Annotated in this window: 25 protein-coding genes; 9 read left to right on the top strand and 16 right to left on the bottom strand. The window is 70.5% G+C overall.

Annotation, left to right across the window (positions count from 1 at the left end; translation table 11 throughout):
* Positions 1-27: 27 nt before the first annotated feature.
* On the bottom strand, positions 28-1806 hold the full coding sequence (locus tag ACEN8D_RS14650) for a pectate lyase-like domain-containing protein (RefSeq protein ID WP_413461362.1): 1779 nt from the start codon (positions 1804-1806) through the stop codon (positions 28-30).
* Positions 1807-2054: 248 nt separating this feature from the next.
* On the opposite strand from ACEN8D_RS14650, the gene ACEN8D_RS14645 reads away from it, so the two are divergent.
* Positions 2055-2288, top strand: a complete 234-nt coding sequence (locus ACEN8D_RS14645) for a PLDc N-terminal domain-containing protein (protein WP_022907408.1) — start codon at positions 2055-2057, stop codon at positions 2286-2288.
* 169 nt (positions 2289-2457) lie between these two features.
* Here ACEN8D_RS14645 and ACEN8D_RS14640 read toward each other — a convergent pair whose 3' ends face one another.
* Positions 2458-2967 carry a GNAT family N-acetyltransferase gene (locus tag ACEN8D_RS14640; protein WP_413399727.1) on the bottom strand — a complete coding sequence of 170 codons (510 nt, stop codon included), beginning with the start codon at positions 2965-2967 and terminating at the stop codon, positions 2458-2460.
* Between the two features lie 216 nt (positions 2968-3183).
* Between ACEN8D_RS14640 and ACEN8D_RS14635 the strand changes: the two genes are divergently transcribed.
* Genes ACEN8D_RS14635 through ACEN8D_RS14625 form a run of 3 tightly spaced genes read left to right on the top strand, consistent with a single transcriptional unit; the run spans position 3184 to position 6390 of the window.
* Positions 3184-4632, top strand: coding sequence for a DUF6421 family protein (locus tag ACEN8D_RS14635; RefSeq protein WP_309889059.1), 1449 nt, complete (start codon positions 3184-3186; stop codon positions 4630-4632).
* Entirely contained in the window at positions 4629-5312 is a 684-nt protein-coding gene (locus ACEN8D_RS14630) for an SDR family oxidoreductase (RefSeq protein WP_413399728.1), read from the top strand. Before ACEN8D_RS14635 ends, ACEN8D_RS14630 begins: the two co-directional genes overlap by 4 nt.
* Before the next feature lie 4 nt (positions 5313-5316).
* A complete protein-coding gene (locus tag ACEN8D_RS14625; RefSeq protein WP_070417992.1) occupies positions 5317-6390 on the top strand; it encodes a threonine aldolase family protein in 1074 nt (357 codons plus the stop codon).
* 63 nt (positions 6391-6453) lie between these two features.
* On the opposite strand, the gene ACEN8D_RS14620 is transcribed toward ACEN8D_RS14625, so the two are convergent.
* Both ACEN8D_RS14620 and ACEN8D_RS14615 read right to left on the bottom strand, forming a co-directional pair.
* A complete protein-coding gene (locus tag ACEN8D_RS14620; protein WP_413398136.1) occupies positions 6454-6984 on the bottom strand; it encodes a GNAT family N-acetyltransferase in 531 nt (176 codons plus the stop codon).
* 27 nt (positions 6985-7011) lie between these two features.
* Positions 7012-7998 carry an amidohydrolase family protein gene (locus tag ACEN8D_RS14615; RefSeq protein WP_413398137.1) on the bottom strand — a complete coding sequence of 329 codons (987 nt, stop codon included), beginning with the start codon at positions 7996-7998 and terminating at the stop codon, positions 7012-7014.
* A 103-nt stretch (positions 7999-8101) separates the two neighbouring features.
* Here ACEN8D_RS14615 and ACEN8D_RS14610 point away from each other — a divergent pair, with 103 nt between their 5' ends.
* Both ACEN8D_RS14610 and ACEN8D_RS14605 read left to right on the top strand, forming a co-directional pair.
* Entirely contained in the window at positions 8102-8776 is a 675-nt protein-coding gene (locus ACEN8D_RS14610) for an alpha/beta hydrolase (RefSeq protein WP_309888973.1), read from the top strand.
* 78 nt (positions 8777-8854) lie between these two features.
* Entirely contained in the window at positions 8855-9376 is a 522-nt protein-coding gene (locus tag ACEN8D_RS14605) for an RNA polymerase sigma factor (RefSeq protein WP_413398138.1), read from the top strand.
* A gap of 63 nt (positions 9377-9439) precedes the next feature.
* On the opposite strand, the gene ACEN8D_RS14600 is transcribed toward ACEN8D_RS14605, so the two are convergent.
* From ACEN8D_RS14600 to ACEN8D_RS14580, 5 genes are all read right to left on the bottom strand, one after another.
* Positions 9440-11539 carry a beta-galactosidase gene (locus ACEN8D_RS14600; protein ID WP_413398139.1) on the bottom strand — a complete coding sequence of 700 codons (2100 nt, stop codon included), beginning with the start codon at positions 11537-11539 and terminating at the stop codon, positions 9440-9442.
* Between the two features lie 45 nt (positions 11540-11584).
* The gene (locus ACEN8D_RS14595; RefSeq protein WP_070417984.1) at positions 11585-12493 is read right to left on the bottom strand and encodes a carbohydrate ABC transporter permease; all 909 of its coding nucleotides are present in this window, start codon (positions 12491-12493) and stop codon (positions 11585-11587) included.
* The gene (locus ACEN8D_RS14590) at positions 12490-13434 is read right to left on the bottom strand and encodes a carbohydrate ABC transporter permease (protein WP_229085480.1); all 945 of its coding nucleotides are present in this window, start codon (positions 13432-13434) and stop codon (positions 12490-12492) included. Before ACEN8D_RS14590 ends, ACEN8D_RS14595 begins: the two co-directional genes overlap by 4 nt.
* A gap of 11 nt (positions 13435-13445) precedes the next feature.
* Entirely contained in the window at positions 13446-14837 is a 1392-nt protein-coding gene (locus ACEN8D_RS14585) for an ABC transporter substrate-binding protein (protein ID WP_413398140.1), read from the bottom strand.
* 105 nt (positions 14838-14942) lie between these two features.
* Complete coding sequence (locus tag ACEN8D_RS14580; protein WP_413398141.1) at positions 14943-16004, bottom strand: LacI family DNA-binding transcriptional regulator; 1062 nt, start codon at positions 16002-16004, stop codon at positions 14943-14945.
* 273 nt (positions 16005-16277) lie between these two features.
* Between ACEN8D_RS14580 and ACEN8D_RS14575 the strand changes: the two genes are divergently transcribed.
* Positions 16278-16856 carry a hypothetical protein gene (locus tag ACEN8D_RS14575; RefSeq protein ID WP_413398142.1) on the top strand — a complete coding sequence of 193 codons (579 nt, stop codon included), beginning with the start codon at positions 16278-16280 and terminating at the stop codon, positions 16854-16856.
* 90 nt (positions 16857-16946) lie between these two features.
* Here the strand turns inward: ACEN8D_RS14575 and ACEN8D_RS14570 are convergent, their stop codons facing one another.
* From ACEN8D_RS14570 to ACEN8D_RS14540, 7 genes are all read right to left on the bottom strand, one after another.
* Complete coding sequence (locus ACEN8D_RS14570) at positions 16947-17249, bottom strand: twin-arginine translocase TatA/TatE family subunit (RefSeq protein ID WP_413398143.1); 303 nt, start codon at positions 17247-17249, stop codon at positions 16947-16949.
* Positions 17250-17280: 31 nt separating this feature from the next.
* On the bottom strand, positions 17281-17493 hold the full coding sequence (locus ACEN8D_RS14565; protein ID WP_413398144.1) for a twin-arginine translocase TatA/TatE family subunit: 213 nt from the start codon (positions 17491-17493) through the stop codon (positions 17281-17283).
* A gap of 63 nt (positions 17494-17556) precedes the next feature.
* The gene (locus tag ACEN8D_RS14560) at positions 17557-18486 is read right to left on the bottom strand and encodes a carbohydrate kinase family protein (RefSeq protein WP_413398149.1); all 930 of its coding nucleotides are present in this window, start codon (positions 18484-18486) and stop codon (positions 17557-17559) included.
* A gap of 52 nt (positions 18487-18538) precedes the next feature.
* Complete coding sequence (locus ACEN8D_RS14555) at positions 18539-20014, bottom strand: glycoside hydrolase family 32 protein (protein ID WP_413398145.1); 1476 nt, start codon at positions 20012-20014, stop codon at positions 18539-18541.
* A complete protein-coding gene (locus ACEN8D_RS14550; RefSeq protein ID WP_083295207.1) occupies positions 20011-20919 on the bottom strand; it encodes a carbohydrate ABC transporter permease in 909 nt (302 codons plus the stop codon). The genes ACEN8D_RS14555 and ACEN8D_RS14550 overlap by 4 nt, the downstream gene beginning before the upstream one ends.
* On the bottom strand, positions 20916-21863 hold the full coding sequence (locus tag ACEN8D_RS14545; protein WP_413398146.1) for a carbohydrate ABC transporter permease: 948 nt from the start codon (positions 21861-21863) through the stop codon (positions 20916-20918). The genes ACEN8D_RS14550 and ACEN8D_RS14545 overlap by 4 nt, the downstream gene beginning before the upstream one ends.
* Positions 21863-23269, bottom strand: a complete 1407-nt coding sequence (locus ACEN8D_RS14540; RefSeq protein ID WP_070417978.1) for an ABC transporter substrate-binding protein — start codon at positions 23267-23269, stop codon at positions 21863-21865. The genes ACEN8D_RS14545 and ACEN8D_RS14540 overlap by 1 nt, the downstream gene beginning before the upstream one ends.
* Positions 23270-23406: 137 nt before the next feature.
* Between ACEN8D_RS14540 and ACEN8D_RS14535 the strand changes: the two genes are divergently transcribed.
* Positions 23407-24489: a LacI family DNA-binding transcriptional regulator gene (locus ACEN8D_RS14535; RefSeq protein WP_413398147.1), complete on the top strand. Its 1083-nt coding sequence runs from the start codon at positions 23407-23409 to the stop codon at positions 24487-24489.
* Positions 24486-25958: a GH32 C-terminal domain-containing protein gene (locus ACEN8D_RS14530; protein WP_413398148.1), complete on the top strand. Its 1473-nt coding sequence runs from the start codon at positions 24486-24488 to the stop codon at positions 25956-25958. Before ACEN8D_RS14535 ends, ACEN8D_RS14530 begins: the two co-directional genes overlap by 4 nt.
* Positions 25959-25971 lie beyond the last annotated feature (13 nt).

Here is a 25971-nt window from a genome sequence, read left to right as displayed (position 1 = left end):
CACCCTCGGCCGGGGACCCGCTCGGGATCAGTTGTAGGACGCCAGCCGGTTGGGGGCGGTGTTCCCCGCCGGCGTCGGCACCGCTCCCCCGACCCCGTTGATCACACTCGAGATCGTGCCCGTGTCACCGAGGGACACCGTGACGAGCCCGTGCGCACGGACGCCGGCGGTCTGCGGGACCTCGAACGCCCGGTCGGCGTGCACCGCGGGGTTCGTGTTGAAGAAGCAGTAGACACCGCCGCCCCAGATCTCGTGGCTCGTGACGTTCGCGGCGACCTTGTAGGCGGCGTAGCCGGCACCGGTCGGGCTCTGCCACGACGCGTTGTCCGGCACGTCGTACGGCATCTCGTTCTGGAAGAAGATCGTCCGTCCGTTGTTGCCGTTCCACTGCACTTCGTACTTCTGGTAGTGCTCGACGAACAGACCGGTCGCGAGGACATCGTTGCCGTTCACCTCGACGCCGGTCGCGCCGGTGTTGACCGTCCACCCGGTGGCGGCTCCGCCGTGGTCGGCGCGCCAGGCCCAGATGTGGTCGACCAGGGTGTCGTCGGCGTTGACCTGGAGGGTCGTCGTCGCCTTGCCCTGGATGCTCGAACCCACGCGGAAGAACACGTCCTGGATGCTCTGCGGGTCGGCGGCGTGGTCGACGTGCGAGCCGCTCGTGCCGAGTCGGACCAGCTGGGCGCTGTTCTGCGAACCGGCGTCGACGACGAGGTTCGACACGTTCACGCCGGCGACGTCGGTCGAGGTGAGCACCGCGTTGCCCTGCGTCGGCACGAGCGTCGGGAAGCCGATCCCGGTGACGACCGTGTCAGGACGAGTGACCGCGATGGGCGCGTTCAGCTGGTAGGTGCCCGGTGTGAACAACAGGTTGAGGCCCTGCGACAGCGCACTGTTGATCGTCGCCGCCGAGTCACCCGGGTGGGCGACGTAGAAGTTGCGCATCGGGATGTCCGTGCCGGCGGTGTTCGGCCAGGTCACGCCCGACGAGTTCTGCCGGAGCGAGGGGACGAACACGTGGTACTTGTCCGACGAGTCGACGTACAGGCACGGCTTCTCGCGGGTCGTCGGCGTGGTGGACAGGGTCGTGTAGCTCTTCGAGAAGTCGTTCGCGGGAGCGCCCTGCACGCCCGAGAACGTCATGTTCCAGTTGCCGCCCTGCCAGGACCCGATCGACGAGTTGCGGGTGTACCACTGCTGCTGCGAGCCGGAGATCACCGTCCCGTCGACCTTCGTGTCCGCGATGTACCCGCCGGAGGAGTACCCCTGGCCGCCGTCCTGGTTCGAGGGGCCCATCGTGAGGTTCCCCTTGATGTGGACCCGCCGCATCGGGGCGGCCTGGGACACCGCCCAGCGGTCGGTCCCGCCCTCGGGGACGATCGCCACGTTCTCGACCGACCGCCAGAAGTTCTGCGTCGCGTTCCTCTCGTCACCGGCGTTCCACCCGGAGTCGACGTTCACGGCGCCGTTGATGGTCACGTCGTCGGGGTTCTTCCCCAGGCCGGCGACCGTCGTGTAGAAGCCGAGGTTGGCCCACACCCGTCCGTAGCTCCCGGGCTTGAACAGGAAGGCGGAGCGCTGCGTCCCGAACTGCGCGGTCGTGCTCCGGAGCTGTGCGTTGAACGCCGCGTCGACGTCGGCCTGGATCGTCGAGGTCGGCGTCGAGGGGCTGTAGATCTTGACGTTGCTCCCGAAGTCCGGGGTGTCGCTCGTCGTGACCGCCTGGGCGGCGACCGCGGGCAGCAGTGCCCCCACGACACCGGCGCTCAGCGCGATCGCGACGAGGTGCTTCATCCGTCGTTGCATGATGCTCGATTCGTCATCGTGCGGCGTCGTTGCCGCACGCAACAGACGCTAGACCCGACCGTGCCCGGGAGCAGTCCGACGATCAGAGGACCAGGACGTGCCCCGAACAGCCCAGCGTGCGCCTTCGTGCTCGGCCCGCCGGGCGAGCAGCGATGTCAACCGCTGGACTGACGAACCACCCGCCGCGCCCTCCTATCGTTGGACCGCCGCAGCGCACACTTGCGCCGCGGAGGACGAGGGAGAACGACGTGCTCGAGAACCTGGGCGGCGCACACGTGCTGGTCCTGCTGGTCGTGCTGGCGCTGGACGTCCTCGCGCTGGTGCAGGTGTGGCGGGACCGACGTCGGAGCGACCTCGTGAAGATCGTCTGGACCGTCGTGATCGTCGCGGTGCCGGTCATCGGCGTGGTCGGGTGGGCCGTGAACTGGCTCCTCGGGCGTGCGGCCGACCGGTTGAACCGGACGAGCGGCCCGAGCGCCTGACGCCGACGGCCTCGGCTGGTGGAGCCACGTCCCGATGCGCCGCGCGGGGCGGCGGCGCTGACCCAGCCGGGTCCGGTCGTCGGCCCGGCAGCCGTGGACGCGACCACGGCCCGACCAGGAGGCGCGGTGCGGCGCGGACCCGCGCCTCCCGACCCACACTCGCTGCGGTTCAGAGCCGCTTCGCGTACCACCGGTCCGAGTAGGGGTCGTCGGTGAAGGCGGGCACGCGCTCGAACCCGAGCCGCTCGTAGAGCGCACAGGCCTCGGCGAGTTCAGCACGGGTGTCCAGCCGGAGCACGCCGATCCCGCGGCGACGGCACGCCGCCTCGAGCTCGCGCACGAGCCGGGCCGCGGTGCCCCGTCCACGAGCCTCGGGCAGGGTGAAGACCTTCGTGAGTTCGGCGACACCGAGACCGACACCGGCGCCGAACCGCGCTCCGGCGCACGCGATCGCTCGACCCTGCTCGACGGCGACGAGGAACACCCCGGACGCACCCTGCAGGTCGTCGTACGGCTCGTCGCGCAGCGCCTGGTCGACCTCCTCCTCCGTCGCCGGGCGTCCGTACCAGCGCGACGCGACCTCGGCGAGGTACGTCCGCACGATCCCGTCGGCCACCGGGTCACCGGGGTGGACGACCTCGACGTCGACGCTCGACCCGTCGCTGATCCGTCCGTCCACGGTCCTCCCTCCGCTCCTGCGACCGTACCGGTGGAGCGGTGTCGAACGCAGTCCAGCCCCGCAACGGAGGAACCTTGCGCGGCGCGATCGGTTCGGAGCGCGGGGCCGTCGGACGCGCACGTTTCCGCCGCAGATGGGCAACTTTGCGTCCCCCGATCTTCCCTAGGCTCGATGCACCAGCGCACCCGCAGCCAGCCCAACGACGGGAGGTACGACATGTCGCAGTTCGTCCAGGAGTTCTCGAAGGACGCCATCGTCGGAGAACCCGAGGTCGTCGAGGACCGCCTGTCCGTGCGCGAGGTCGCCGCCCACCCGGCCTGGCTCCGGCTGAAGGACGCCGTCACCGCGCTGCAGACCGTCCAGGCGCAGGACGGCTCCGTGCCCGAGCCGGCCGACCACGCTGCAGCGACCGAGCACGTCGCGACGATCGTCCCCGCCATCGCCGAGCTGGCACCGCAATTCCCGCACGACGCGGCCTTCCTCGAGGCCGTGCAGCACGACTTCGCCCGGTGGCGCGACGAGGGGTTCGGCGTCCCCGACTTCCTCGACTCCCTGAACGCGTTCCAGCCGCAGCAGCACCGCGTCGACGGGCTCGGTCACCTCGTCGTGTTCCCGATGGTGACGCAGAACGGCAGCTCCTCGCGGTTCGTCGAAGCCGTCCTGGTCGAGGTCATCTGGCCCGAGTTCATCGCCGAGCTCGAGGCCGGGGACTACGGCAACGCGCTCTTCGTCGCGCTGCGGTTCGTCGACTTCACCCCCGGGTACGACACGAACTCCGCCGTGCTCTTCCCCGAGACCGTGGCGATGCGCGAGCTGCCGACGTTCACGTGGGGCGCGATCTTCCAGGACCGCGAGGCCGCTCGCTACCGCCGAGTCGTCCGCGCAGCCGCCGAGATCACCAAGCTCGACCTTCCTGACGACGCACGCGCGATGCTCGACGACCAGGAGCTCACCGAGCAGGTCTTCGTGATGTGGGACATCATCCACGACCGGTCGCACATGCGCGGAGACCTGCCGTTCGACCCGTTCATGATCAAGCAGCGGATGCCGTTCTTCCTCTACTCGCTCGAGGAGCTGCGCTGCGACCTCACCGCGTTCCGCGAGTCCGTGCGTCTGGAACGCACCCTCTCGGCGCTGCCGGATGCGAGCCTCCAGGACGCGCAGCGCGCCATCCGTGACCACGCGCGCCTCGTGCAGTACGCCGTCGTGTTCGACCGCATCTTCCGCTTCGCGATCACCGGCAGCCGTGTCCGCAACTACGACGGCCTCGGCGGCCAGCTGCTCTTCGCGTGGATGCACCAGCACGACGTCCTGCACTGGACGGACACGCAACTCACCATCGACTGGGAGGCCGTCCCGGACGTCATCATCGCCCTCAGCGACGAGATCAACGAGCTGTACCGGCGCTCGATCGACCGGCCGAAGGCGGCGCACTGGCTCGCCGCGTACGAGATGCTCACCCGGACGCTCACGCCGCACCCGGCCTCGGCCTGGGCGCGCGGACTCCCCACCGAGACGCTCGCCGGACCGCCGAAGGGCTACACCGACGCGGTCATGGACGACGAGTTCCCGCTGTCGATGTTCTACGAGGCGCTCAACAAGAAGATGGCGCCGGTCATCGCGTCGACGGCCGGGATCACCGGGACGACGGAGGTCGCCGCGTGAGCGATGGGCCGCTCACCGGTCGCGTGGTGCTGGTCGCGGGCGCGACCAGCACCAGCGGCGAGGCCGTCGCGCGGTCGCTGGTCACCGCCGGTGCGACGGTGGTCGCGGTCGGCACGAGGGCAGCGGGCCTGGAGGCGCTCAGCACCGCCGTCCCGGGCGTCACCACCCACACGTGCGACCTCTCGTCGCGTGCGGACGTCGCCGCACTGGCGTCGCGGATCCACGCGGACCTCGGGCCGATCGACGGGCTCGTCCACCTGGTCGGTGGCTGGCGTGGTGGTGGCAGCATTGCCGGCCAGTCGGACGACGACTGGGACTTCCTCGACCGGGCCTTCCGGACGCTCCGGAACACGACGCGGGAGTTCTTCGCCGACCTCGTCGCCTCCCCCGCCGGACGCCTGGCCTTCGTCTCCTCCACCACCGTCGACTCGCCCACCGCCGGCGCCGCGAACTACGCCGCCGCGAAGGCCGCTTCGGACGCCTGGGTCCGCGCCGTCGCCCAGGGGTTCGGCACGGACGCGCCCGACACCGCCGCCGCGGTCGTGTTCGTCGTGCGCGCACTCGCCGGCCTCGAGGCGCGACTCGGCGACGAGGTCGTGCGGCTCTGGTCGGCCGACCCCGCAGCCGTGAACGGCACCCGCGTCCCGCTCTCGGCGGGCGACGCCCCGAACCTAGGATGAACGCGTGACCCTTCGACTCCACGACCTGGACCTGCGGGGCTTCGCCTCGGACAACTACGCCGGCATCCACCCCGAGATCCTCGCGGCGATCACCGCGGCCAACGACGGCCACCAGATCGCCTACGGCGAAGACGTGTACACCGCACGGCTCAACGAGGTCGTCGGGGAGCACTTCGGGTCGCAGGCGCAGGCCTTCCCGGTGTTCAACGGCACCGGCGCGAACGTCGTCGGACTGCAGTCGATGCTCCCCCGCTGGGGCGCCGTCGTGTGCACCTCCACCGCGCACATCCACACCGACGAGGCCGGCGCCCCCGAGCGCGTCGGCGGGATCAAGCTGCTGCCCGTCGAGACGCCGGACGGCAAGCTCACCCCCGAGCTCATCGACAAGGAGGCCTGGGGCTGGGGCGACGAGCACCGCGCCCAGCCGCTCGTCGTCTCGATCACCCAGACCACCGAGCTCGGCACCGCCTACTCGGTGGACGAGGTCCGCGCGATCGCCGACCACATCCACCCGCTCGGCATGACGCTGCACATGGACGGCGCCCGCATCTCGAACGCGGCCGCGAGCCTCGGGCTCCCGCTGCGCGACTTCACCACCGACGCCGGCGTCGACGTGCTGAGCTTCGGCGGGACGAAGAACGGGATGCTCTACGGCGAGGCGATCGTCGTCCTGAACCCCGAGGCATCGGAGGGCCTGCACTACCTCCGCAAGCTCAACATGCAGCTCTCGTCGAAGATGCGCTTCGTCTCGGCACAGCTCATCGCCCTGCTCAGCGACGACCTCTACCTCCGGTCGGCCGGGCACGCCAACGCCATGGCGCAGCGACTCCGCGGCGCCCTCGAGGCGGGGATCGCCGACGGCAGCATCCGCGGCGTCGGGTTCAGCCAGGAGACCCAGGCGAACGGGGTCTTCGCGACGCTGCCGGCCGGCGTGGCCGATCGGCTGCGCGAGCACTTCCGGTTCTACGACTGGGACGCCAGCCGGAACGAGGTGCGGTGGATGTGCTCGTTCGACACCTCGGAGCAGGACATCGACGCGTTCGTGGCGGCGCTGACACGGGAGCTCGCCGCCGTCTGACGACCGCGCAGCGGACGGGAGGCGCGGGGCGGGCCCGCACCGCGCCTCCCGTCCGTCAGCCGGTCACGTGCGGGGCCGGACCAACTCGACCAGGCGCAGCGCCGGGGCGGCTGGCCCCTGCCCGAGCAGACGGAAGTCGCGGGAGCGACCGCTCGCCCGGAACCCGCGACGTTCGTAGAAGCGACCGGCCGGCACCGCCTGGTCGTACACCTCGAGACGGAGCCGCTCCCCGCGCCCCGCTGCCCACCCGACCACGTGGTCGAGCAGCGCATCCGCGACGCCGTTCGCCCGACCGCGGGACGACGGCGTGACGTACACGCCGGTGAGCACGGGATCGTTGCCGTACGCGTCACCGACCTGGCCGCTCATCATCCCGATCCAGCGACCCGTCCGGTCGATCGCCACCACGCTCGTCGTCTCGATCCCCTCGCCACGCCTCGCGCGGAGCCGCCAGTCGTCCTCGGTCATCGCGAGCGTGTACTCGAGCGTCGCCCCGTAGGAGATCGGGTCGTCCGTGGCGTTCTCGATGCGGAGAGCGCGCACCTGCTCCCAGTCGCGCTCGGTCGTGGTTCGGATCGTGAAGTCCCCCGGCATGTCCGCAGCGTACCGGCGGCGGGGTGCTCAGCCCGTGAGACCGAACAGCCGACGGGCGTTCCCCGACGCGAAGGCATCGCGGGCCTGCTGATCGGGCAGTGCCGTGAGGAAGGCCGTGATCTCCTCGCGGGTGGGCTGCTGGAACGGGTGGTCGGTCGAGAACAGGAGCCGGTCCGGCGTCGTGATGCTCAGGGCGTGCTGCAGCATCGCCGGGTCGAGCATGCCGGAGGCCGTGATCCAGACGTTCTCGCGCAGGTACTCCGTGATCGACCGTTCGAGGCCGGCCGCACGTGCGAGTCCGTCGGCGCGGTCGTGCCAGAACAGCAGGAGCTCGCCCCAGTGCCCGAGCATGAGCTGCAGCGACGGGTGGCGATCCAGCACGCCGCGCGCCATGAGCCGGAGCGCGGCCGTTCCCGCTTCGAGGTGCCAGCCCCACGAGAAGGTCGCCAGCGCGAGGTCGGGCAGGCCGCCGAGCCCGGTGTAGGAGGCGTCCCGGACGGCCCGCGGAGGGATCTGCGGGTGGATGAACACCGGCTGCCGGAGTTGCTCCGCGACGGTCCAGAGTTCCTCGAAGCGCGGGTCGTCGATCAGGACGTCCCCGGTGCGGCCGTGCAGCATGACGCCGACGAGGCCGAGTGCTGCGGCGCGCTCCAGTTCGACGGCGGCGGCGTGCGGGTCGGCGAGCGGCAGGGTCGCGAAGGCCCGGAAGCGATCCGGGTGTGCGGCGACCGCGGCCGCGACCTCGTCGTTCGCATCGCGGCTCAGGGCGATCGCGTCGACCGCGTCGAGCCCCTGCGTGCCCGGCGGGGCGAGGGACAGGACCTGCATGTCGACGCCCTGTGCGTCCATCGCGGCGAGGCGCTCGCTCTCGATGTCGCCGAGGCGCCGCGCGGCATCGCCGTGGTCGTTGAGGACGAGGCTGTCGTCGCGCCGATCAGCCGGCAATGCACGCTGCGCATGGTCGATCCCCTCGTGCACCCAGTGCTCCTCGATCCCGATCAGCAGATCCGCCATGGTGTCGTCCTCTCGCTCACCCCCTGTCGAGTGAACCGTACGGCCGACGTCGGCGACCATCTGCGGACGGTCCTCTGGGCACGCTGCGGAGCATGATCGACCCGTGCACTCGTGGACACGCTCGCTGCGATCACCGCTCGGCACGGACATCGTGCTGTCGGTCCCTGCCGTCGCGCGTCCGACCGGCACGACGTGGGTGCTGCTCCACGGGTCCGACGGTCACGAGACCGACCTCCTCCCCCTCGCGGATCGGCTGGCACCCGACGATGCCAAGATCGCGCTGCGCGGCACCGAACCGACGCCGCAGGGGTACGCGCACTTCCGCCGTCGCCCCGACCGGAGCCTCGACGAGGACGACCTGCGGGCGCGCATCGCGCTGCTCGCCGACGCCGTCGACCACGGGAGTGCGCAGCTCGCTCCGACCGCACACCGGTTCGTGCTCGGCTTCTCGAACGGGGCGATCGCGGCTGCCGCCCTCCTCGAGCTGTGTCCGGACCTGTTCACCGCCGGAGTCCTCATCCGGCCGCAACCGCCCTTCCAGTCCGGACCGGTCGGCACCGGCTCCGGCGTCCCGGTGCTGGTGCTCGACGCCCGGTTCGACGCCCGCCGCAGGGCGAGCGACGGCCTCCGGACCGCCGAGCGCCTGCGTGCCACGGGAGCCGTCGTCGACCACGTCACCCTCCCGGTGCGCCACGGGATCACCGCGCTCGACGAGGACGCCATCCGGCGCTGGTCGGGCGGCTCGGCACCAGGCCAGGTCCCCCGCGATCTGGGGTAAGCACTCCAACCCTCTCGACGTGACCCGATTCCGAATCCCCTGGATGCATCCGCCCGAGGATCGGAGCCCACCGTGCTCATGCGCGCCCCCACCGCAGCACCACCGCAAACCGCCGACTTCGCATCGATCGTGCGACGGCACACGCCGCTCGTGCACGCCACCGCCATGCGCGTCCTGCACTCCCATGCCGACGCCGACGACGTCGTGCAGGAGACGTTCCTCGCGGCGTGGACGCACCTGGGGACGATCGTCGATGCAGCGGCGATCGGCGGTTGGCTCGTGACCACCGCTCGGCGGCGGAGCTACGACCGGTTCAGCGGGGCCGCGGCGCGGGTCACCGGCCGGCTCGACGAGTCGACGCCCGCAGCGGACGACCACGCCCCGACCGGTGTCACCGAGCGTGCGTCGCTCGCGCAGGCTGCGACGGCGGTGCTCACGACCTTGCCCGCGACGCAGCGCCGGTGCTGGGAGCTGCGGCACGTCGAGCAGCTGTCCTACCGGGAGGTCGCCGATGCGCTCGGGCTGCCGGTCTCGACGGTGCGCGGGATGCTGGTCCGGGCGCGGGCGACGCTCTCGCGTGAGCTGGCGGCGTGGCGGTGACCTGACGGTGGACGGGAGGCGCGGTGCCAGCTGGCACCGCGCCTCCCGTCCCGCAGTGGTCGCCTACCGGACGGCCAGCACCCGCACGTCCCACGCCCCGAGCGACAGCTCGGACCCGGCGGCGAGCGCCGTGCCGTCGAGGACGTCCTCCGCCGCGACCGGCACCTGGAAGGTGCTCGGCGTCCACGACCAGTTGTGGACCACGTGCACGGTCTCCCCGCGTCCGTTGACCGAACTCTGCACCGACTGCGTGTCGCTCTGGGGACGCCAGCCGGGTGCTCCGTCCGCCCGCGGAGCCGCCCAGGCGACGAGCGCCGCGGCGAGCGCCGGGTCCGGGACGGTCCCGACGAAGGTCACCCGCCCGGCACCGTGTGCACGGGTGGTGACCGCGGCGAACCGGCCGTGGTGCGGGTGGTCGTACCCGACGAGCACGTCGGCATCGTCGACGAGCAGGCCGTCCGCCCACCGGGTCGCCGTGGCCCCGACCGGCACGGAGAACCCGTGGTCCGTCGCGGCGGCCCCGGCGGACACCGGGATGCGGCGACCGAGGTTGCTGAACTCGTCGTAGTGGACGCCCGCCGCGACGTCGAGGAATGCGGGCTTGCGCTCGAGCCGGGCACGCGCCTCCTCGTCCTCGTAACCGGTGCGGATGCCGACCACGAGGTGGCCGCCGGCCTCGGCGTAGGCGGCGAGCCACTGCAGCTGCGCGTCGGTGGCGATGGTGAACGCCGCGGCGACGAGGACCGGGCGCTCGGCGGCGAAGGACGCCGGGTCGCGGTCGAACACCTGCGACGGGTGCACCGTGTTCGCCTGGAGCCCGGCGTCGAACACCCCGCGGGCGAAGGCGTCGTAGACCGTCTGCCACGATCGGCGGTCGGGCTCCATGCCGTCGCCGAGCGCCGGGTGTTCGTTCAACGCCCACTTCGACTCGTTCGAGAAGAGCAGCGCGACGTCGGCGTGCGGCCGGAGTCCGGCGACCCGGTCCCCGGCGTGGGCGAACTCGGCACCGATCCGGGCGATCTCCTCGTACGTCCGCCCCGGCTGCTGCGAGTGCGGGAGCACCCCGCCCCAGTACGTCTCGACCCCGTAGTGCAGCGTGTGCCAGTGCCAGTACTCGATCATCGAGGCGCCACGGGACACGAGCGCCCACGCAGCCTGGCGCCACTGTCCCTCGTACGCCGGCTCGTTCATCCACGAGAAGCCGATGGCCTGCGCGTTCGTCTCCGTGACGAGGAACGGCGCCTGCTTCGACCCGTACATCCGGTCGCCCGACGCGACGATCGACCAGGCGCCGGACGACGTCCAGAACTGGGCCGGCTCGTCGGTGCTCGGGAGCTCGAGCGCGTCCTGCATCCGGTAGTAGGGGTTGCCGGCCGTGACGTCGAGGGAACGGGTGAGCACCTCGTCCTCGACGGTGGGCCGCTCGTAGGCGATGCACGTCGTGACGAACTGGTCCGCACGGGAGTACTCCCGCACGACCGACGCCTGCCAGGCGATGAAGTCCGTCGTGATCGAGGCCTGGAACCGACGCCACGCGAGGTCGTACTGCGGCTGCGCGTTGCCGTCCGGGGTCCACAGGTCCGCCCAGGTCGAGAGCCGGTGCGACCAGTAGGTCAGCCCCCACTCCTCGTTGAGCCGCTCGACGCTCCCGTAGGTGTGCCGCAGGTGGTCGACGAACCGCTGGAACACCTCGGGGTTCGCGATGAGCTCGTTGCCCGGCTCGTTGTCGACCTGGTACCCGATCACGGCCGGGTGGTCGGCGTACCGGGCGACGATCTTCCGGATGACCCGCTCGGCGTGGAACAGGAACGCGGGGTGGGCGTAGTCGATCTCCTGGCGAGCCCCCCAGCCCATCGCCTCGCCGCCGGTCCGTCGCCGGACGTTGATCTCCGGCACGATGCGGGCGAGCCACATCGGCACCGCGTAGGTCGGCGTTCCGAGGACCACCCGGATGCCGTGCTCGTGTGCGGCGTCCAGCACCGGGGCGAGCCACTCGAGGTCGAACCGGCCGTTCTCCGGCTCCCAGGTGCTCCAGACCGACTCGCCGACGCGGATGACCGAGAACCCGGCCTCCTGCATGAGGCGCATGTCCTCGTCGAGCCGCGGTGTGGGCTGGTACTCGTGGTAGTAAGCGGCGCCGAAGAGGACGCGGTCGTGCTGCATGGTGCGGGGTACTCCGTTCGAGGGTGCTTGGTCGCGGGTCATGTCTCAGCCCTTCACGGCGCCGGCCGTCAGGCCGTCGAGCAACTGCTTGCGGAGGAGCAGGAACACGAGGATGGTCGGCACGCTCGCGAGCACGGCGCCGGCGAGCACGAGGTCGTACGAGCGGTTCTCCGAGGCGAAGATCGCGTTGAGGCCGAGCGGCAGGGTGTACTGGTTCGAGTCGGACAACAGGACCAGCGGCCACTGGAACGAGTTGTAGCTCTGCAGGAAGCTCCACACGGCGAGTGCGCCGAGGGACGGCCGGAGCAACGGGAGCACGACACGACGGAACGTGCCGAACTCCGAGTTGCCGTCGATGCGGGCGGCCTCGATGATCTCGTCCGGGATCGCCTGGACGATGAACTGCTGCATCATGAAGATGCCGAACGCCGGCGCCACCCACGGCACGACGAGCGAGAACCACGGGTTCGTGAGCCCCGACTTCACCACCAGGATGAAGAGCGGCACGAGGATCACCGCGAACGGCACGGACAGCGACGAGAACATCACCGCGAACAGCACCCGCTTGCCCCGGAACCGGAACTTCGCGAACCCGTAGCCCGCCATCGCGCAGACGAAGACGGACACGACGGTGGCGATGAGCGCGGTCCCGACACTGATGCCGAACCATGCCCAGAACGGCTGGGTCGACAGCAGGTTGGAGTAGTTCTCGCCGGTCGCCGGGTTCGGGATCAGCGACGGCGGTGTCGCGAAGATGTCGCCGCGTCGCTTGAACGAGCCGGACAGGGCCCAGAGCAGCGGGAAGACGAACACGAGCAGCAGGGCGATGAGGGTCGCGTAGAGCAGCCCACGGCGGGCGACCCACCCGCGCGTGCGGGGCGGGCCGGAGCGGGGAGCCCGACCTCCGGCGGTCGTGACGGCCCGGGTGGTCGGGCGGTCGGTGGTGGCGGTCATGCGTCCCTCCCGATGGCGAGTGCGCGGTTGAGGATCTGGCTGACGCCGAAGACGATGACGAACAGCACGACCCCGGCCGCCGCCGCGTACCCGAACTGCTGTCGCTCGAACGCGGCGCGGTAGATGAACATGGCGACGGACAGGGTCGCTTCGCCCGGGCCGCCCTTCGTCAGCAGGTACGGCTCGTCGAAGAGCTGCGCGGCGCTGATGAACGACGTGACGACGACGAAGCTCGTGACCGGTCGGATCTCCGGCAGGGTCACGTTCGTGAACTTCCGGAACGTGCCGGCACCGTCGAGCGACGCGGCCTCGTACTGCTCCGGCGACACGTTCTGGAGCGCCGCGAGGAAGAAGATCGTCAGGTACCCGACCGTGCGCCAGAGGAGCACGAACCCGATCGCGACCTTCGCGAGTGTCGGGTCCCCGAGCCAGTCGGTGTTCGGCAGCCCGAACAGCGCCTTGAGCGAGGCGTTGAGCAGCCCGTAGTTCGTGTCGAACACCAGGCTGTAGATGAGCGCGATGACGATCGGCGACAGCACCATCGGGATGAAGAACGTCACGCGGAACAGGTCGCGGGCGCGCAGCCCCTTGGCGTTCAGCGCCTGCGCCACGAGCAGGGAGACCGGCACGATGACGAACACGGCGATGAGCGTGTAGATCAGCGAGTTGACCAGGGCGGTGCCGAAGCTGGTGTCGCGGAACAGGTTCGCGTAGTTCGACAGCCCGATCCAGTTCGGGGCACCGAGACCGACCCACTCCGTGAGCGACAGGTACACGGCGGCGAGCACCGGCACGATCATGAACAGGCCGTACAGCACGTAGAACGGCGCGATGAACAGGTACGGCGCGCTGCCGCCGTTCGTGTTGAGCCGTCGTCGTCGGGCCGGCGGATCGGCCGTGGTGGCGGACACCGGGATGCCGGTGGCGGTGGATGTGGACAACGTCGTCCTCCTCAGGCGCGGGTCTGGCCGCGGAAGTCGGCCGCAGCGGCGTCGAGCGCCTGCTTCGGGGAAATCTGGCCCTTGTAGGCCTTGATGATGTAGCCGCTCAGGACGGTCTGCAGGATCGCTGCGTCGGCGCTCTGGTGCTGCGACGGGACGTCGTCGACGACGGACTTGTAGACGCCGAACAGCTGCTGCCCACCGAAGTACGGGTCGCTCATCGCGGCGAGGCGCGGGTCGTCGTAGACCGATCGCAGGGTCGGCAGGTACCCGAGGTCCTGGTACCGCTTCACCTGCTGGTCCGGGTCGAGGTACGCCGCGAGCACGAGGTCGATCCCCGCCTTCGTGAGGGGCTTGTCGCGGAGCACCGCGAACCCGGTCCCGCCGCCGACGCTCGTCGTGCTGCCGCCACCGGCGAACCGGGGCAGGTTCCGGACGCGCCACTTCCCCTTCTGCTCGGGGACGTTCGGCTTGATGCCGTAGCTGGCGTACCAGGAGGGCATGTCGACCGCCAGGATCGTTCCGCCCTTCAGCCCGGACTGCAGGCTCGGCCCGTACATGTCCGCGACCGTGGCGATCGCTCCGGACTGCACCCCGTCGACGAGGAACTGCAGGGTGCGCTCGGCCTCCGGGGTCTGGATGGCGATGCCGCCGTCCTCGTCGTACAGGTCACCGCCGCGCTGGAGTAGCAGGATCTGGTAGCTCTGCAGCGTGCCGCCCGGATCGGTGACCGCGACCGCGTGCAGCGAGACGCCCTTGCTCTTGTTGAGCTTCGCCCCGAGGTCCATGTACTCCTCCCACGTCGTCAGGTCGTCGGGGATGCCGAGGGCCTCGAACCGGTCGGCACGGTGGTAGTACACGCAGAGCGGGGTGTCCGAGTCGAGCGCGTAGAGGTGTCCGTCCTTCGAGAACGGCGTCAGTCGTGCGGCGATCAGGTCGTCCTGCTGCGCGGCCACCGACGGCGACAGGTCGCTCAGCAGCTCCTTCGCGATGTCGCCGCGGAGCATCCGGCAGAACGCTCCGATCTCGAGTCCCGCGACGTCCGGTGTGCCCGTGCCCGCGACCGCCTGGGCGATGAGCTTCGTCGGGATGTCGGCCGCCGCGATCGTGGTGATGTCGAGCGCGAACCGGAAGTCGGACTTCCGGTCGGCGACCGGCAGCGCCTGGGTGAAGAACTTCTTGTAGCCGGGGTCGTGCGTCCAGAACGCCAGGTCGGCGCGTCCGGAGCGGACGGCCGCGGTCGACTGCGGTGAGCAGGCGGCCAGCAGACCGCTGAGCGCGAAGGCTCCGCCGGCAGCGGCGCCCCACCGGAGCAGGTCGCGTCGGCTGGGTCCCCGGCTCGCGTTCCGGTCGGGAGGCGCGGCTGCGGCGGTCGTGCCGGGTCGCGGTGGTACTGGGGTCACGTGTCGTCTCCTGACGTCGTCGTCGAGGTGGGTGCGGGTGTGGAGGCGAGCGCGCGTGAGCGCTCACTCACGGGACGGCGGCAAGCCGCGCCTCCCGTCCGGTGTTCAGTCGGCGGGGCGGAGGTGACGCCGCTCCGGTGACGGCGGCGCGCTGGTGGCGCGCGTGATGAGCTGGCCGGGGAGCATCCGGTGCCGCTCGGCCGGTGGGTGGCCGTCGAGCGTCCGGAACAGGCGGTGCATCGCGAGACGGGTGGCCTCGTCGAAGTCCTGGCGGATGGTGGTGAGGGGCACCGGCAGGAACGCCGCGATCGGCATGTCGTCGAAGCCGACGATGCTGATGTCGCCCGGGACGGACAGACCCGCCTGCTGGATCGCGGACATCGCGCCGATCGCCATCTGGTCGTTCGCCACGAACACCGCGGTCACGTCGGGTCGGCTGAGGAGCGCGCGCATCGCGTCGTGGCCGCTCTGCGGCGACCAGTCCCCCTCGACCGGTTCGTGCTCGGCGACGCCCGCGTCCTGCAGGGCCGCGCGCCAACCGGTCTCCCGGCGCTGGCTCGAGGTCCAGTTCCCGGGGCCGGCGATGTGCCACACGGTCTCGTGACCGAGGGCCAGCAGGTGGTCGGTCGCAGCGAAGGCGGCACCGGTCTCGTCGAGGCCGACCGCGAGGGTGTTCTCACGGTCGGCGACGTCGGGCGGCCCGAGCGTCAGGACGGTCACGCCCGAGGGCATGCGGAGCTGGTCCATCTGGTTGTCGACCGGCTCCGAGAAGACGATCGCCTCGACGTCCTGGCCGATGAGGGAGTCCACCGCGGGTTGGAGCTCCTCGGCGGTCGCGGTCAGCGTTCGGACCACGGCGAGGCTGTAGCCGTGCGTGCGGCAGGCCTGCTCGACGCCGGTGAGCATCGCCGTCGGGCCGTACAGGTTCGTGCCGATGGTGATGAGGCCGACGCGGCGGGAGCGCTGGGACTTGAGGGAGCGGGCGGCGGCGTTCGGGCGGAAACCGAGCTCGGAGATCGCGGCCTCGACCTTGGCGCGGACGGCCTCGGTGACGTGGGGCTCGTCGTTCACCACGCGGGAGACGGTCTTCTGGGAGACACCCGCGAGGGCGGCGACGTCGGTCATCGAGGCGGGGCGCAGGCGGCGGACGGGGGCAGTGTCACTCATGTGCCAGCTCCTTCGCTGCAGCCTCGGGCCCGAGGGGGATCGGGTGTGGAAGACAGGTAATCACGGGGTTGTCTACGTAGTCAAGCGTCATCTTCCTCGTACCGCTCGCACCCGTGAGGTTGCACCGTTCGCTGATGTGCAGCATTCTGGTCTCTGTCGCCTCGCCCGGGGCGATGATTCGGGGAGGGTGAACACGAGCGTTGACGAGTGGCGATCCCTGACTGCGCACCGGGGGATCGGCGACTCTTCGCAACCGATCGACGGCAGCGAGCGATGAGCGGGTCGCTTACGAGACCATCCATCGCCCGAGGCACGGCCGTCGTCCTCGCCGTCGGCGCCTGCTGCGCGGCGTTGCTCGCGATCGACAATCTGCTGGGCTTCACCGGGCACCACGTCTTCGGCGCGATCGTCGTACCCGTCCTGGCCGCGACGTCGGTGGCAGCAGGGTCGATGGCTGCCGCTGGTGGAGCGTTCACCCGCGATGCCGTGCGCACCCTCGTCGCCGCCGGCGTCGTCGGCTTCGTGGCGACGCAGTCCCCGGCGACCAGCAGTCAGCTGTGGTTCCCCATCGCGCTCGTCCTGCAGGCACTCGTCCCGCTCGCCTTCGTCGCAGCTGGGCTCCGCTCCGTACGGCAGCCCGTGGAACCCCGTGCCGTCCGGGTGCTCGGGGTACTGCTCCTGGTGCCGGCCACCGCGTGGATCGTCACCGCCTTCGCCTCGGTTGCGCTCGTGGTGTTCCTGATCGCGCAGGCCTGCACGCTGCTCGTCGCGGCAGCCGAGGAACTGCACCCGGTCCTCCGCCGGGCGTGGGGACTCGCGCGCGGGCTCTGGTCGAGTGCTGCTGTCCGTTGAGGCGTTCGTGCATCAGACGCTTCGACCGCGGATCGCGTGGTCGGGGAACTCACGCGCTCCGCGGAGCGGGCGCGGGGCGGGCGCGGGGCATCACTGCTGAGTCTGATGGGTGACAGCCGTCGCCGCTGACGCCCGCTCCCCCGACTCGCTCGCTGATGACGGCTGCGTCAGCGCATCCCGGATGATCCGGCGCGGGTCGTACCGACGCGGGTCGAGCTCGGACCAGTCGATCTCGACGCCGATCTCCTCCTCGACCTGGGCCTTCGTGGATTCCGCCCAGTGACGGAGCTGTCGGACGACCCCAGCGAGCTGCTGCGCGAGACCGACGAGGCGGTGCGGTCCGACGAAGACCGCGGCGACGATCCCGATGACGATCAGCTTCTCGGCGTCCACGGTTCGCTCCGCTCGGCTCGAAGCGGTGTCGTCACTCGACGGGCGTCGTCGGGGTCGACGTCGCGGCGGGAGTGGAAACGCCGGTCGCGGTGCCGTGCGGCTCAGTGTCGCGGACCTCGCGGCGGAAGATCGTGAGCGACTGCCCGAGACCCTTCGCCAGGGCGGGGAGCTTGGTGGCGCCGAAGAGCAGGATGACGATGCCGAGGATGACGAGCAGGTGGACGCCGGTGAGGTTGCCGAGCATGGTGTTCTCCTTCGAGGGTTCGGGTGGTGGACGAGGGTCGGTGGGTCCGCACGGTCGACGCGGTCACCGGACGGCCTTCGGGCCGGAGGCCAGACGGACGTCGTCGATGGTCGGCAGGTCGGCCCCGCGCCGTCCGACCGTGATCGCCGCGGCGATGGAGCACGTACGACCCAGCTCCCGCAACGCGGTGCCGTCGAGGTGTCCCAGCGACGAGCCGCTGCCCGTCGACGACGAGTCCGCCGGCCACGGCCGCGAGCAGGTCAACTGCCAGAGGAGCGCCGCGGTGTAGGTGTCCCCCGCGCCCACCGTGTCGATGACGGCCGTGCGCTCCCCCAGCACCGTCACCCGCTCCGAGGCCGTGGACAGGACGGATCCCGATGCCCCGGCGGTGACGACGGCGAGCTCCGCCCCGAGCCGGATGACCGCGTCGAGCACCGCGTCGGTGTCACGCCCGGGCCAGAGCCATGCCGCGTCCTCGTCGGAGAGCTTCACCACGGTCGACAGGGCCGCCAGCTCCTCGAACCGGGCGCGTGCTCCGGACCGGGTGCCGAGCAGGGCGGGGCGCACGTTCGGGTCGAACGAGACGATCCCACCGGTGGCCGTGGTCCGTTCGGCCGCAGCGAGCACCTTCTCTGCCCCCGGCTGGAGGAACGCGGCGATCGATCCGATGTGCAACCACTCCGGTGTCCGCTGGAGGCGCGGGAGGTCCCACTCGATGTCGAACGCGTAGCTGGGCTGCCCGTCCGCACCGAGCAGCACCGTCGCGGATGACGTCCGTGCAGCGCCGAAGCCGCCGGCGACGAGCTGCACGCCCGAGGCCTCGAGGTGCCGCGCGACGCGCTGTCCCCGCTCGTCGGCACCGAGCCAGGTCGCGAACTCGACCTCGGCGCCGAGCCGCCCCAGGCCGAGCGCAACGTTCGCGGGCCCGCCGCCGGGGACCTCGCGGCCCTGACCGACGACGTCGACCAGCGCTTCGCCGGCGACGGTGATCATCGACACGTCCGTGTCCTTCCCGGACCGGCGACGGGGCCGTACCGCGACGACATCAGGCAGTCCCGGCCCCGGCGACGACCGCTCGCGGAGCGGACGCCACCGAGGTGACCGCGCACTCGAGCGGCCACCACGACGCGCCCTCCGGGGCCTCGACGGTCCACGGCGGTGCCTGCACCGGGTAGACCCGCGTCGTGACGGAGCGTCCGGCGCTGGTGAAGACCTCGACCACGGAACCGTCGAGCAGCACGCGCACCGCGGGGCGGTCCGCCTCGGCGTCGAACGGATGACGGATCTCGGCTGGGCGCCGGTCCGCGCGCTGGTCGGTGCTGGCGCAGGACCGGTCGACGGTGAGCGTGTCCGCCTCGGTGTCGACGACGATGTCGAGGAACTCGGCGTCGGAGAACCGGACCCGGATGCGGCCGGTCACCGGGTCCTGGAGCACGATCTCTGCCTGGGCGCCGATCGTCTCCGCGCGGCCGTCCGTCGCCGAACCGACGCGCAGCGCATCGAGGGCCGGGTGGGGCTCGGTCAGGAGCCGTCCGTCCGCGACCCAGGCGCGGCGCGGCAGGGAGATCGCACCCGACCAGCCGACCTGCTCGGTCCACTCCCGGCTCCGGCCCTCGGTGATCCACCCGAACAGCACCGGGCCCCACGACCCCGTCCGCATCACCGAAGCCGCGTAGAAGTGCTGCCCGTCGTCGATCCGGGAGGGCCGCAGGGCACCGGTCAGGGGCACCGCGAGCACGTCGCCGGGCCCCTCCGCGTGGGACCACGACGCGACGATCGCCACGTCGGCGCCGTCGATCGTGATGATCTGCGGGCACTCCCAGCCCTCGCCGGTGTCGATGCCGTGCACCGTCGCGCGCGGCATGGCGACGAGGTCGCCGACGAACGTCCAGTCGACACCGTCGGTCGAGCGGTAGTGCCGGACGGACGCCACCTGGTCGGCGTCCGCGGCGCCGACGGCCATCGACCACCCGTCTCCGTCGGACCACACGAACGGGTCGCGGAACATCGTGATCGATTCCTCGGCTCCGGGGTCCGCGACGACCTGCACGGGGGCTCCGAAGGTGGCTCCGCCGTCGGTGGACTCGGCGAGCAGCACCGACTGGAAGGGGCTGTGGTCGACCTTGCCGGAGTAGTAGGCGCGGACGACCCCGTCGTGCAGGACCGTGTTGCCCGACCAGGCACCACCGGAGTCGGCACCGCCCGGGACCGGCACGATCGCCGGACGGTGGAGCGTCCAGTGCACGAGGTCGTGGCTCGTCACGTGCCCCCACTCCACCGGGACGTCGAGGTCGACGCGCGGCCGGGACTGGAAGTACAGGTGGGCCTGACCGCCGATGTCGATCGGGCCGTTCGGGTCGTTGACGTAGCCGCGAGGCAGGCGGACGTGGAACTGCGGGAGGTGGTGGTCGGCTGGTGCGATCACGGTCGGTGCTGCTTCCTGGGACGGGGTGGGGACGGCGCGGGCGTCGGCCGGCGGGGCCACTGCCGAAGGCGCCTCGGTCACGGGGGTGTCGGTCATCGTGACGACCCCGCCGTGACGCCCTCGATGAAGTACCGCTGGGCGACGATGAACAGCAGCACGCTCGGGATCATCGTCAGGACCACGCCGGCGAGCACGACCGAGATCGAGCCGGTGCCGAGGTTGCCCTGCAGGCCGACCAGGCCGAGCGGGAGCGTGAACGTGTCCTGCTGGTTCAGGAAGATCAGCGGCCGGTAGTACTCGGCCCAGAACCCGGAGAAGTTCAGGATCGCGAGCGTCGCGATCGCCGGGCTGGCCATCCGCGAGTACACGTGCCAGAAGACGCCGAACTGCGTCGCTCCGTCGATGCGCGCCGCCTCACCGAGCTCCTTCGGCATCTGCATGAAGTACTGCCGCATCAGGAAGGTGCCGAACGCGCTGCCGAGGGCCGGGACGATGAGCGAGGCGATGGAGCCGGTCAGTCCCATGTCCTTCAGGATGACGAACACCGGGATGATGATCGTCTGGATCGGCACCATCATGGTGGCGAGGAAGATCCCGAAGATCGTGTTCTTCCCCGGGAAGCTGATCATCGCGAACGCGTAGCCCGAGAGCGTGCAGGTGATGGTCTGGCCGACCACGATGAGCAGTGTGACGAGCACGCTGTTCACGAAGAACTGGCCGATCGGGATCTGGTTGAACACGGCCGCGTAGTTGCTGAAGTCCCACGAGAGCGGGATCCACTGCGGCGGGTTGTCGAACGACTCGGCCGGGGTGCGGAGCGAGGTGGTCAGGGTCCAGAGCAGCGGCCCGAGCGCGAACACCGCGGCGATGATCAGGATGACCAGCCCGATGACGCTGCCGACCTTCGCCACCGGTCGGCGGCGACGGACGATGTGGGCGACGCTCGGCTGCGCGACGGTCTCCGGCGCGTGGAGCGGGTTGATGACGTCGGTGGTCGTCATTGGTAGAACACCAGCTTTCGTGCGGCGATGAACTGGATCCCGGTGATGATGCCGATGATGACGAGCAACAGGATCGCGATGGCGGAGGCGAACCCGAACTGCAGGTTCTGGAAGCCGGCTTGGTAGAGGGAGATGGTCGCGGTCGTCGTCGCGGTGCCCGGCCCGCCCTTCGTCATGATGAACGGCTGGTCGAACAGTTGCATCGCGTTGATCATCGCGATCACGGTGGCGAAGAGGATCGTCGGGCTGATCAACGGGATCTTGATCCGGAAGAGGGTGCGCCACGGCCCGGCTCCGTCGATCGCTGCGGCCTCCTGGACGTCGACCGGCACGGACATCAGGGCGGCCACGAACAGGACGAACGTGAAGCCCACCTGCTGCCAGACCACCACGAGCACGACCGTGACCTTCGCCCAGAACGGGTCGTTGAGCCAGTGCGCGCCCGGGAGCCCGATCTCGTTCAGGTAGTAGTTGATGAGCCCGAACTTGGTGTCGAAGATGTAGCCCATGAAGATCGACACCGCCGCGGACGACGCGAGCAGCGGCAGGTAGAACGACGTCCGGAAGAACACGCGCGTGGCGTTGCGCTTCCGGTTGTTCGCCAGCACCGCCAACAGCATGCCGAGCGAGATCTGCAACGCGACGATGCAGACCGCCAGCACGACGGTCACCCCGAACGAGGCCAGGACCGGACCGTCGGTGAACAGCCGCACGTAGTTGTCCAGGCCGACGAACTTCGGACTGCTGATCACGTCCCACGACGTGAAGGAGAGCGCGAGCGACGCGAGGATCGGGATGAAGGTGAAGACGGCGACGAAGACCACCGCCAGTCCGATCATCGCGTAGCCGAACGAGGCTTCACGGCGCCGGACGCGCTTGGCCGCCGGCCGGCGGGCTGCGACCTCGGCAGCCCGCCGGGAGCGGAATCCTGTCGTCGCGGTCATCACGACGCCTGCGCGGCGGCCTTCTCGATGTCGGCCTGCAGGCCGTCGAGCGCCTTCTTCGCGTTGCCGGACGAGATCGCCTGCGTGGTGCGCTGGTTGAGGGCCGTCGCGAGCGCGTTGTAGTAGGGCGGTGCGGAGATCGGCACCGAGTTGTCGAGCTGGTCGTAGAACACCGACCAGTGCTCCGGCCCCGTGGTCTTGTACCGATCGGCCGTCAGCAGCGACTTCTGCGCCGGTGTCGTGACGTTGCCGGGCCAGAGCGCGTCGAAGCTCTCCGGCTGCACCATCAGCTTGATGACCTCGAACGCCAGGTCCTTCTGCTTCGACGAGTCGAAGATCCCGTACCCGCCGGCACCGAAGAGCGACTTGTTGCTCTTCCACGTCGGGAACTCCACGACGTCGAAGCTGCCGTCCTTCATGCCCGCGTTGTGGAGACCACCCGCCCAGAACCCGCCACCGATCGTCATGCCGATGCGCCCGGACGCGAAGAGGCCCTGCAGCGTGCCGCCACCGCCGACGTCGGGCGACGGGGACGCCCCCGACTTCTGCAGGTCGATCACGTACTGCAGCGCCTCGACCGCAGCGTCGGAGTTCGCCGTCGGGTCGCCCCACTTCCAGCCGCCCTTGCGGCCGCTCACGCCCACGGCGTTGCCGTCGAACGCCTTGCTGCCCCAGAGCCAGTCGCCGCCGGAGTAGCGCCCCTCCTCGAGGAGGTTGCCGTCGTTCGCGTAGAGGAACGAGGTCCAGCTGCCCCAGAGCCGCACGACCCAGTCGAAAGCGTAGGTGCTGCCGCCGACCTTGGCCAGGCTCTCCGCCGAGGAGTGGAAATCGTCCATCGACCAGTTCGCGGCCGGACGCGAGAGCCCCGCCTTGTCGAACAGCGACGTCGAGTAGAACATGCTGCCAGCGTTGAAGCTGTCGGGCAGCGTGTAGAGGTGCCCCTGGTACATCGTCGACTCGACCAGCGAGGGGTGGATGCCCCTGAAGTACGTCGACAGCCCGGACAGGTTCTTGGTGACGAGGTCGTCGAGCGGCGTCAGCAGGTTCTTCGAGGCGAGCAGCTGCTGCCCCTCGGTCGCGACACTGACGATGTCGGGCACGTCCCCGGAAGCGATCTGCGTGAGCACCTTCGCCAGGAAGTCGTTCCAGTCGGTGCCGTTGATGGCCGTGACCTGCAGCTTCGCCGTCTTGTCGAGCTGCCGGATCTTCGGCTCGATGGCCTTCTGGAGTGCGGTCGCCGCGCTCTGCTCCCCGAAGTAGAGCATCTTGATCGTGCCCGTCGCGCCACCGCCACTGCCGGAGGTGGAGCACGCCGCGAGCGATCCGATGCCGGCCAGTGCGAGTCCGGCACCACCGAACTTGAACAGCGTGCGTCGGTCGATCGGAGTGCTGAATCCGTTCGCCATGGGTCGCTCCTCTCTGAGCGATCGTGGCCCCGTCGAGTCGGAGCCAATACGTATTTGCTCGCTGACTGTACACACGTCGTCCAGATGAGGCAATACGTATTTGCTTCTGCCATGATGAGCATGTCGAAGGAGGACAGATGGCGAGCCGAAAGCAGACGGAACCGTCGCACCGCGTCACGATGAAGGACGTCGCGCGGCATGCCGGCGTCTCGCAGCCGACCGTCTCGTTCGTGCTGAACGACCGGCGAGACGTCTCGATCGCCGCAGACACCCGGGCCCGTGTGCTCGAATCGGCGAAGGCGCTCAACTTCCAGCCAAACCGTGCCGCGCAGTCCCTGCGGTCGAACCGTTCCTACACGGTCGGGGTCATCGCGGACCGGCTCGTCTCCCAGCCCTACGCCGGTCACATCGTGCTCGGTGTGCAGCAGGCCGTGCAGGAAGCCGGGTACGTCTGCTTCGTCGTCGAGACCGCGCAGACGTCCGACGGCGGCACGGCGGCCGTCGCGAACCTCGTGCAGCAGGGCGTCGCCGGCCTGATCTACGCCGCCCCCGGCCCCGAGGACGTCACGCCGGTGTCGGGCGTCGAGGGCGTGCCGACGGTCTTCGTGAACTGCTTCCCGCCGGACGGCGCCCCGGCCGTCACCGTGCTGGCCGACGAGTTCCAGGGTGGCCACGACGTCGCCGCTGCCGTGTTCGCCGCCGGGCACACCGACGTCGCGTTCCTCGGCGGTCCGGAGGACGACTACGCCTGCCGCGAGCGCAAGCGCGGGTTCGACGAGGCCGCGGCCGAAGCCGGTCTCCGAGCAGACGCCGTCCCCGTCCGGTACGGCACCTACCAGGTGGGCTCCGGCTACGACCTCGCGATGGAGTTCCTCGCCGACGACCCGCCGACCGCCCTCGTGTGCGGGAACGACCGCATGGCCGTCGGCGCATTGATGGCGGCGCAGTCCCTCGGGCTCCGCTGCCCGGAAGACGTCAGCATCGTCGGCTTCGACGACCAGCCCGACCTCGCCGACCAGATGCACCCGCCGCTGACCACGGTCGCGCTCCCCCACCAGCAGATGGGCTTCGACGCCGGCACGCTCCTGCTCGCCGAGACGCACGATCCCGGGCGCCACCTCGTGCCCTGCGAGTACGTCCCGCGAAGCTCCCTCGCAACGCCACGGGACGCCCCAGCCCCCGCACCTGCACCCGCACCCGATCCGCAGGAGCCCCAGTGACCGCCGAACCCAGCACCCACTTCCGCCCGCCGAACGGCTTCGTGGGCGACGTCATCCCGTTCGCGGCCGACGACCGGGCCTGGCTGTACTACCTGCTCGACGAACGGCCGGACGCGGCACCCGTCGACCGTGCGACCGGCATGCCCTGGGGCGCGGTCTCGACGACGGACTTCGTGACCTTCGAGGACCACGGCGTCGTGCTCCCCTCGGGCGGACCCGACGCCAGCGACTTCGACTGCTACACGGGCAGCGTCGTCCGCGACGACTCCGGGCTCCTACACCTGTTCTCCACCGGCCACAACCCGCGCATCACCACCGACACCGACCTCGGCCGGAAGGACGTCCAGGTCGTCTGCCACGCGACCTCCGACGGGGACCTCACGCGCTGGACGAAGCACCCCGAGTGGGACCTGCCAGCACTCCCCGGCTACGCGCCCGAGGACTGGCGCGACCCGTTCGTCTTCCGCCCGTCGCCCGAGCGCCCGTGGCAGATGCTCCTCGCGACCCGCCGCCCGGACGAGCCCTACCGCCGCTCCGGTCTCGTCGCCCGCCTCGAGTCGGACGACCTCGTCACCTGGCGCGACGCCGACCCGTTCTGGGCGCCGCACCGGTTCATCGCCCACGAGTGCCCGGACGTCTTCCGATGGGGCGACTGGTGGTACCTCGTGTACTCCGAGTTCTCCGACGCGTTCTGCACGCGCTACCGCGTCGCGACGTCGCCCGACGGACCGTGGCTCGCGCCCGCCGACGACACCGTCGACGGCCGCGCGTTCTACGCCGCGAAGACCGTCGCCCTCGGCGAGGACCGCTTCTTCGTCGGGTGGATCGCCACGAAGGAGGGCGAGCACGACGCCGGGGCGTGGCAGTGGGCCGGCACCATGGCGACCCTCCAGGCGCACCAGCGAGCGGACGGATCGTTGCGCTTCGACCTCCCTCGGACGCTCCGAGCGGCGTACGCGAACGAGGTCGACGTCACCGATGTCTTCACACCCGTGAACGGCGCGGCACCGGTCGTCGGAGACGGCGCATCGAGCCGCTTCGCATCCTGGACCGGGCCGGAGTTCCCCGCCGAGGCACTCGTCACGATCGAGCTCGACGTCGCCCCCGACACCCGGTCGTTCGGCGTGCTCCTGCGCACGAGCGACGACGCGGAAGCCGGCTACGCGCTCCGCCTCGAACCGGACCGCTCCCGACTCGTCCTCGATCGGTGGCCGCGCGGTACGACCGGCGGTGAGCAGTGGCAGATCCTCGGTGACGTCCCGCACGCGGTCGAGCTTGAGCGCCCGGTCCCCCTCGCTCCCGGCCCGCACCGCATCGACGTGCACCTCGACGGCGACCTCTGCGTCGCCGTCGTCGACGGTTCCGTCGCGTTGAGCACGCGCCTCTACGACCGCCCGTCCGGGCGTCTCGCGCTCTTCGCGCAGGACGGCGCGTTCGCGCTGACCCGGGTCACCGTCAGCACTCGCTGACGGGCTCCGCACT

Source organism: Curtobacterium sp. Curtsp22 (assembly GCF_059492135.1).
The sequence above is the reverse complement of the archived record's forward strand: the minus strand, read 5'-3'. Positions and strand labels throughout refer to the sequence as shown.

Excerpts from the sequence above, each read along its gene's own strand:
- ACEN8D_RS14615 (WP_413398137.1), bottom strand. The coding sequence starts at position 7,998 with ATGGCGGATCTGCTGATCGGGATCGAGGAGCACTGGGTGCACGAGGGG.
- ACEN8D_RS14595 (WP_070417984.1), bottom strand. The coding sequence starts at position 12,493 with ATGACCGCCACCACCGACCGCCCGACCACCCGGGCCGTCACGACCGCC.
- ACEN8D_RS14565 (WP_413398144.1), bottom strand. The coding sequence starts at position 17,493 with ATGCTCGGCAACCTCACCGGCGTCCACCTGCTCGTCATCCTCGGCATC.
- ACEN8D_RS14635 (WP_309889059.1), top strand. The coding sequence starts at position 3,184 with ATGTCGCAGTTCGTCCAGGAGTTCTCGAAGGACGCCATCGTCGGAGAA.
- ACEN8D_RS14600 (WP_413398139.1), bottom strand. The coding sequence starts at position 11,539 with ATGCAGCACGACCGCGTCCTCTTCGGCGCCGCTTACTACCACGAGTAC.
- ACEN8D_RS14545 (WP_413398146.1), bottom strand. The coding sequence starts at position 21,863 with ATGACCGCGACGACAGGATTCCGCTCCCGGCGGGCTGCCGAGGTCGCA.
- ACEN8D_RS14555 (WP_413398145.1), bottom strand. The coding sequence starts at position 20,014 with ATGACCGACACCCCCGTGACCGAGGCGCCTTCGGCAGTGGCCCCGCCG.
- ACEN8D_RS14540 (WP_070417978.1), bottom strand. The coding sequence starts at position 23,269 with ATGGCGAACGGATTCAGCACTCCGATCGACCGACGCACGCTGTTCAAG.
- ACEN8D_RS14620 (WP_413398136.1), bottom strand. The coding sequence starts at position 6,984 with ATGCCGGGGGACTTCACGATCCGAACCACGACCGAGCGCGACTGGGAG.
- ACEN8D_RS14560 (WP_413398149.1), bottom strand. The coding sequence starts at position 18,486 with ATGATCACCGTCGCCGGCGAAGCGCTGGTCGACGTCGTCGGTCAGGGC.
- ACEN8D_RS14580 (WP_413398141.1), bottom strand. The coding sequence starts at position 16,004 with ATGAGTGACACTGCCCCCGTCCGCCGCCTGCGCCCCGCCTCGATGACC.
- ACEN8D_RS14605 (WP_413398138.1), top strand. The coding sequence starts at position 8,855 with ATGCGCGCCCCCACCGCAGCACCACCGCAAACCGCCGACTTCGCATCG.
- ACEN8D_RS14535 (WP_413398147.1), top strand. The coding sequence starts at position 23,407 with ATGGCGAGCCGAAAGCAGACGGAACCGTCGCACCGCGTCACGATGAAG.
- ACEN8D_RS14575 (WP_413398142.1), top strand. The coding sequence starts at position 16,278 with ATGAGCGGGTCGCTTACGAGACCATCCATCGCCCGAGGCACGGCCGTC.
- ACEN8D_RS14550 (WP_083295207.1), bottom strand. The coding sequence starts at position 20,919 with ATGACGACCACCGACGTCATCAACCCGCTCCACGCGCCGGAGACCGTC.
- ACEN8D_RS14650 (WP_413461362.1), bottom strand. The coding sequence starts at position 1,806 with ATGCAACGACGGATGAAGCACCTCGTCGCGATCGCGCTGAGCGCCGGT.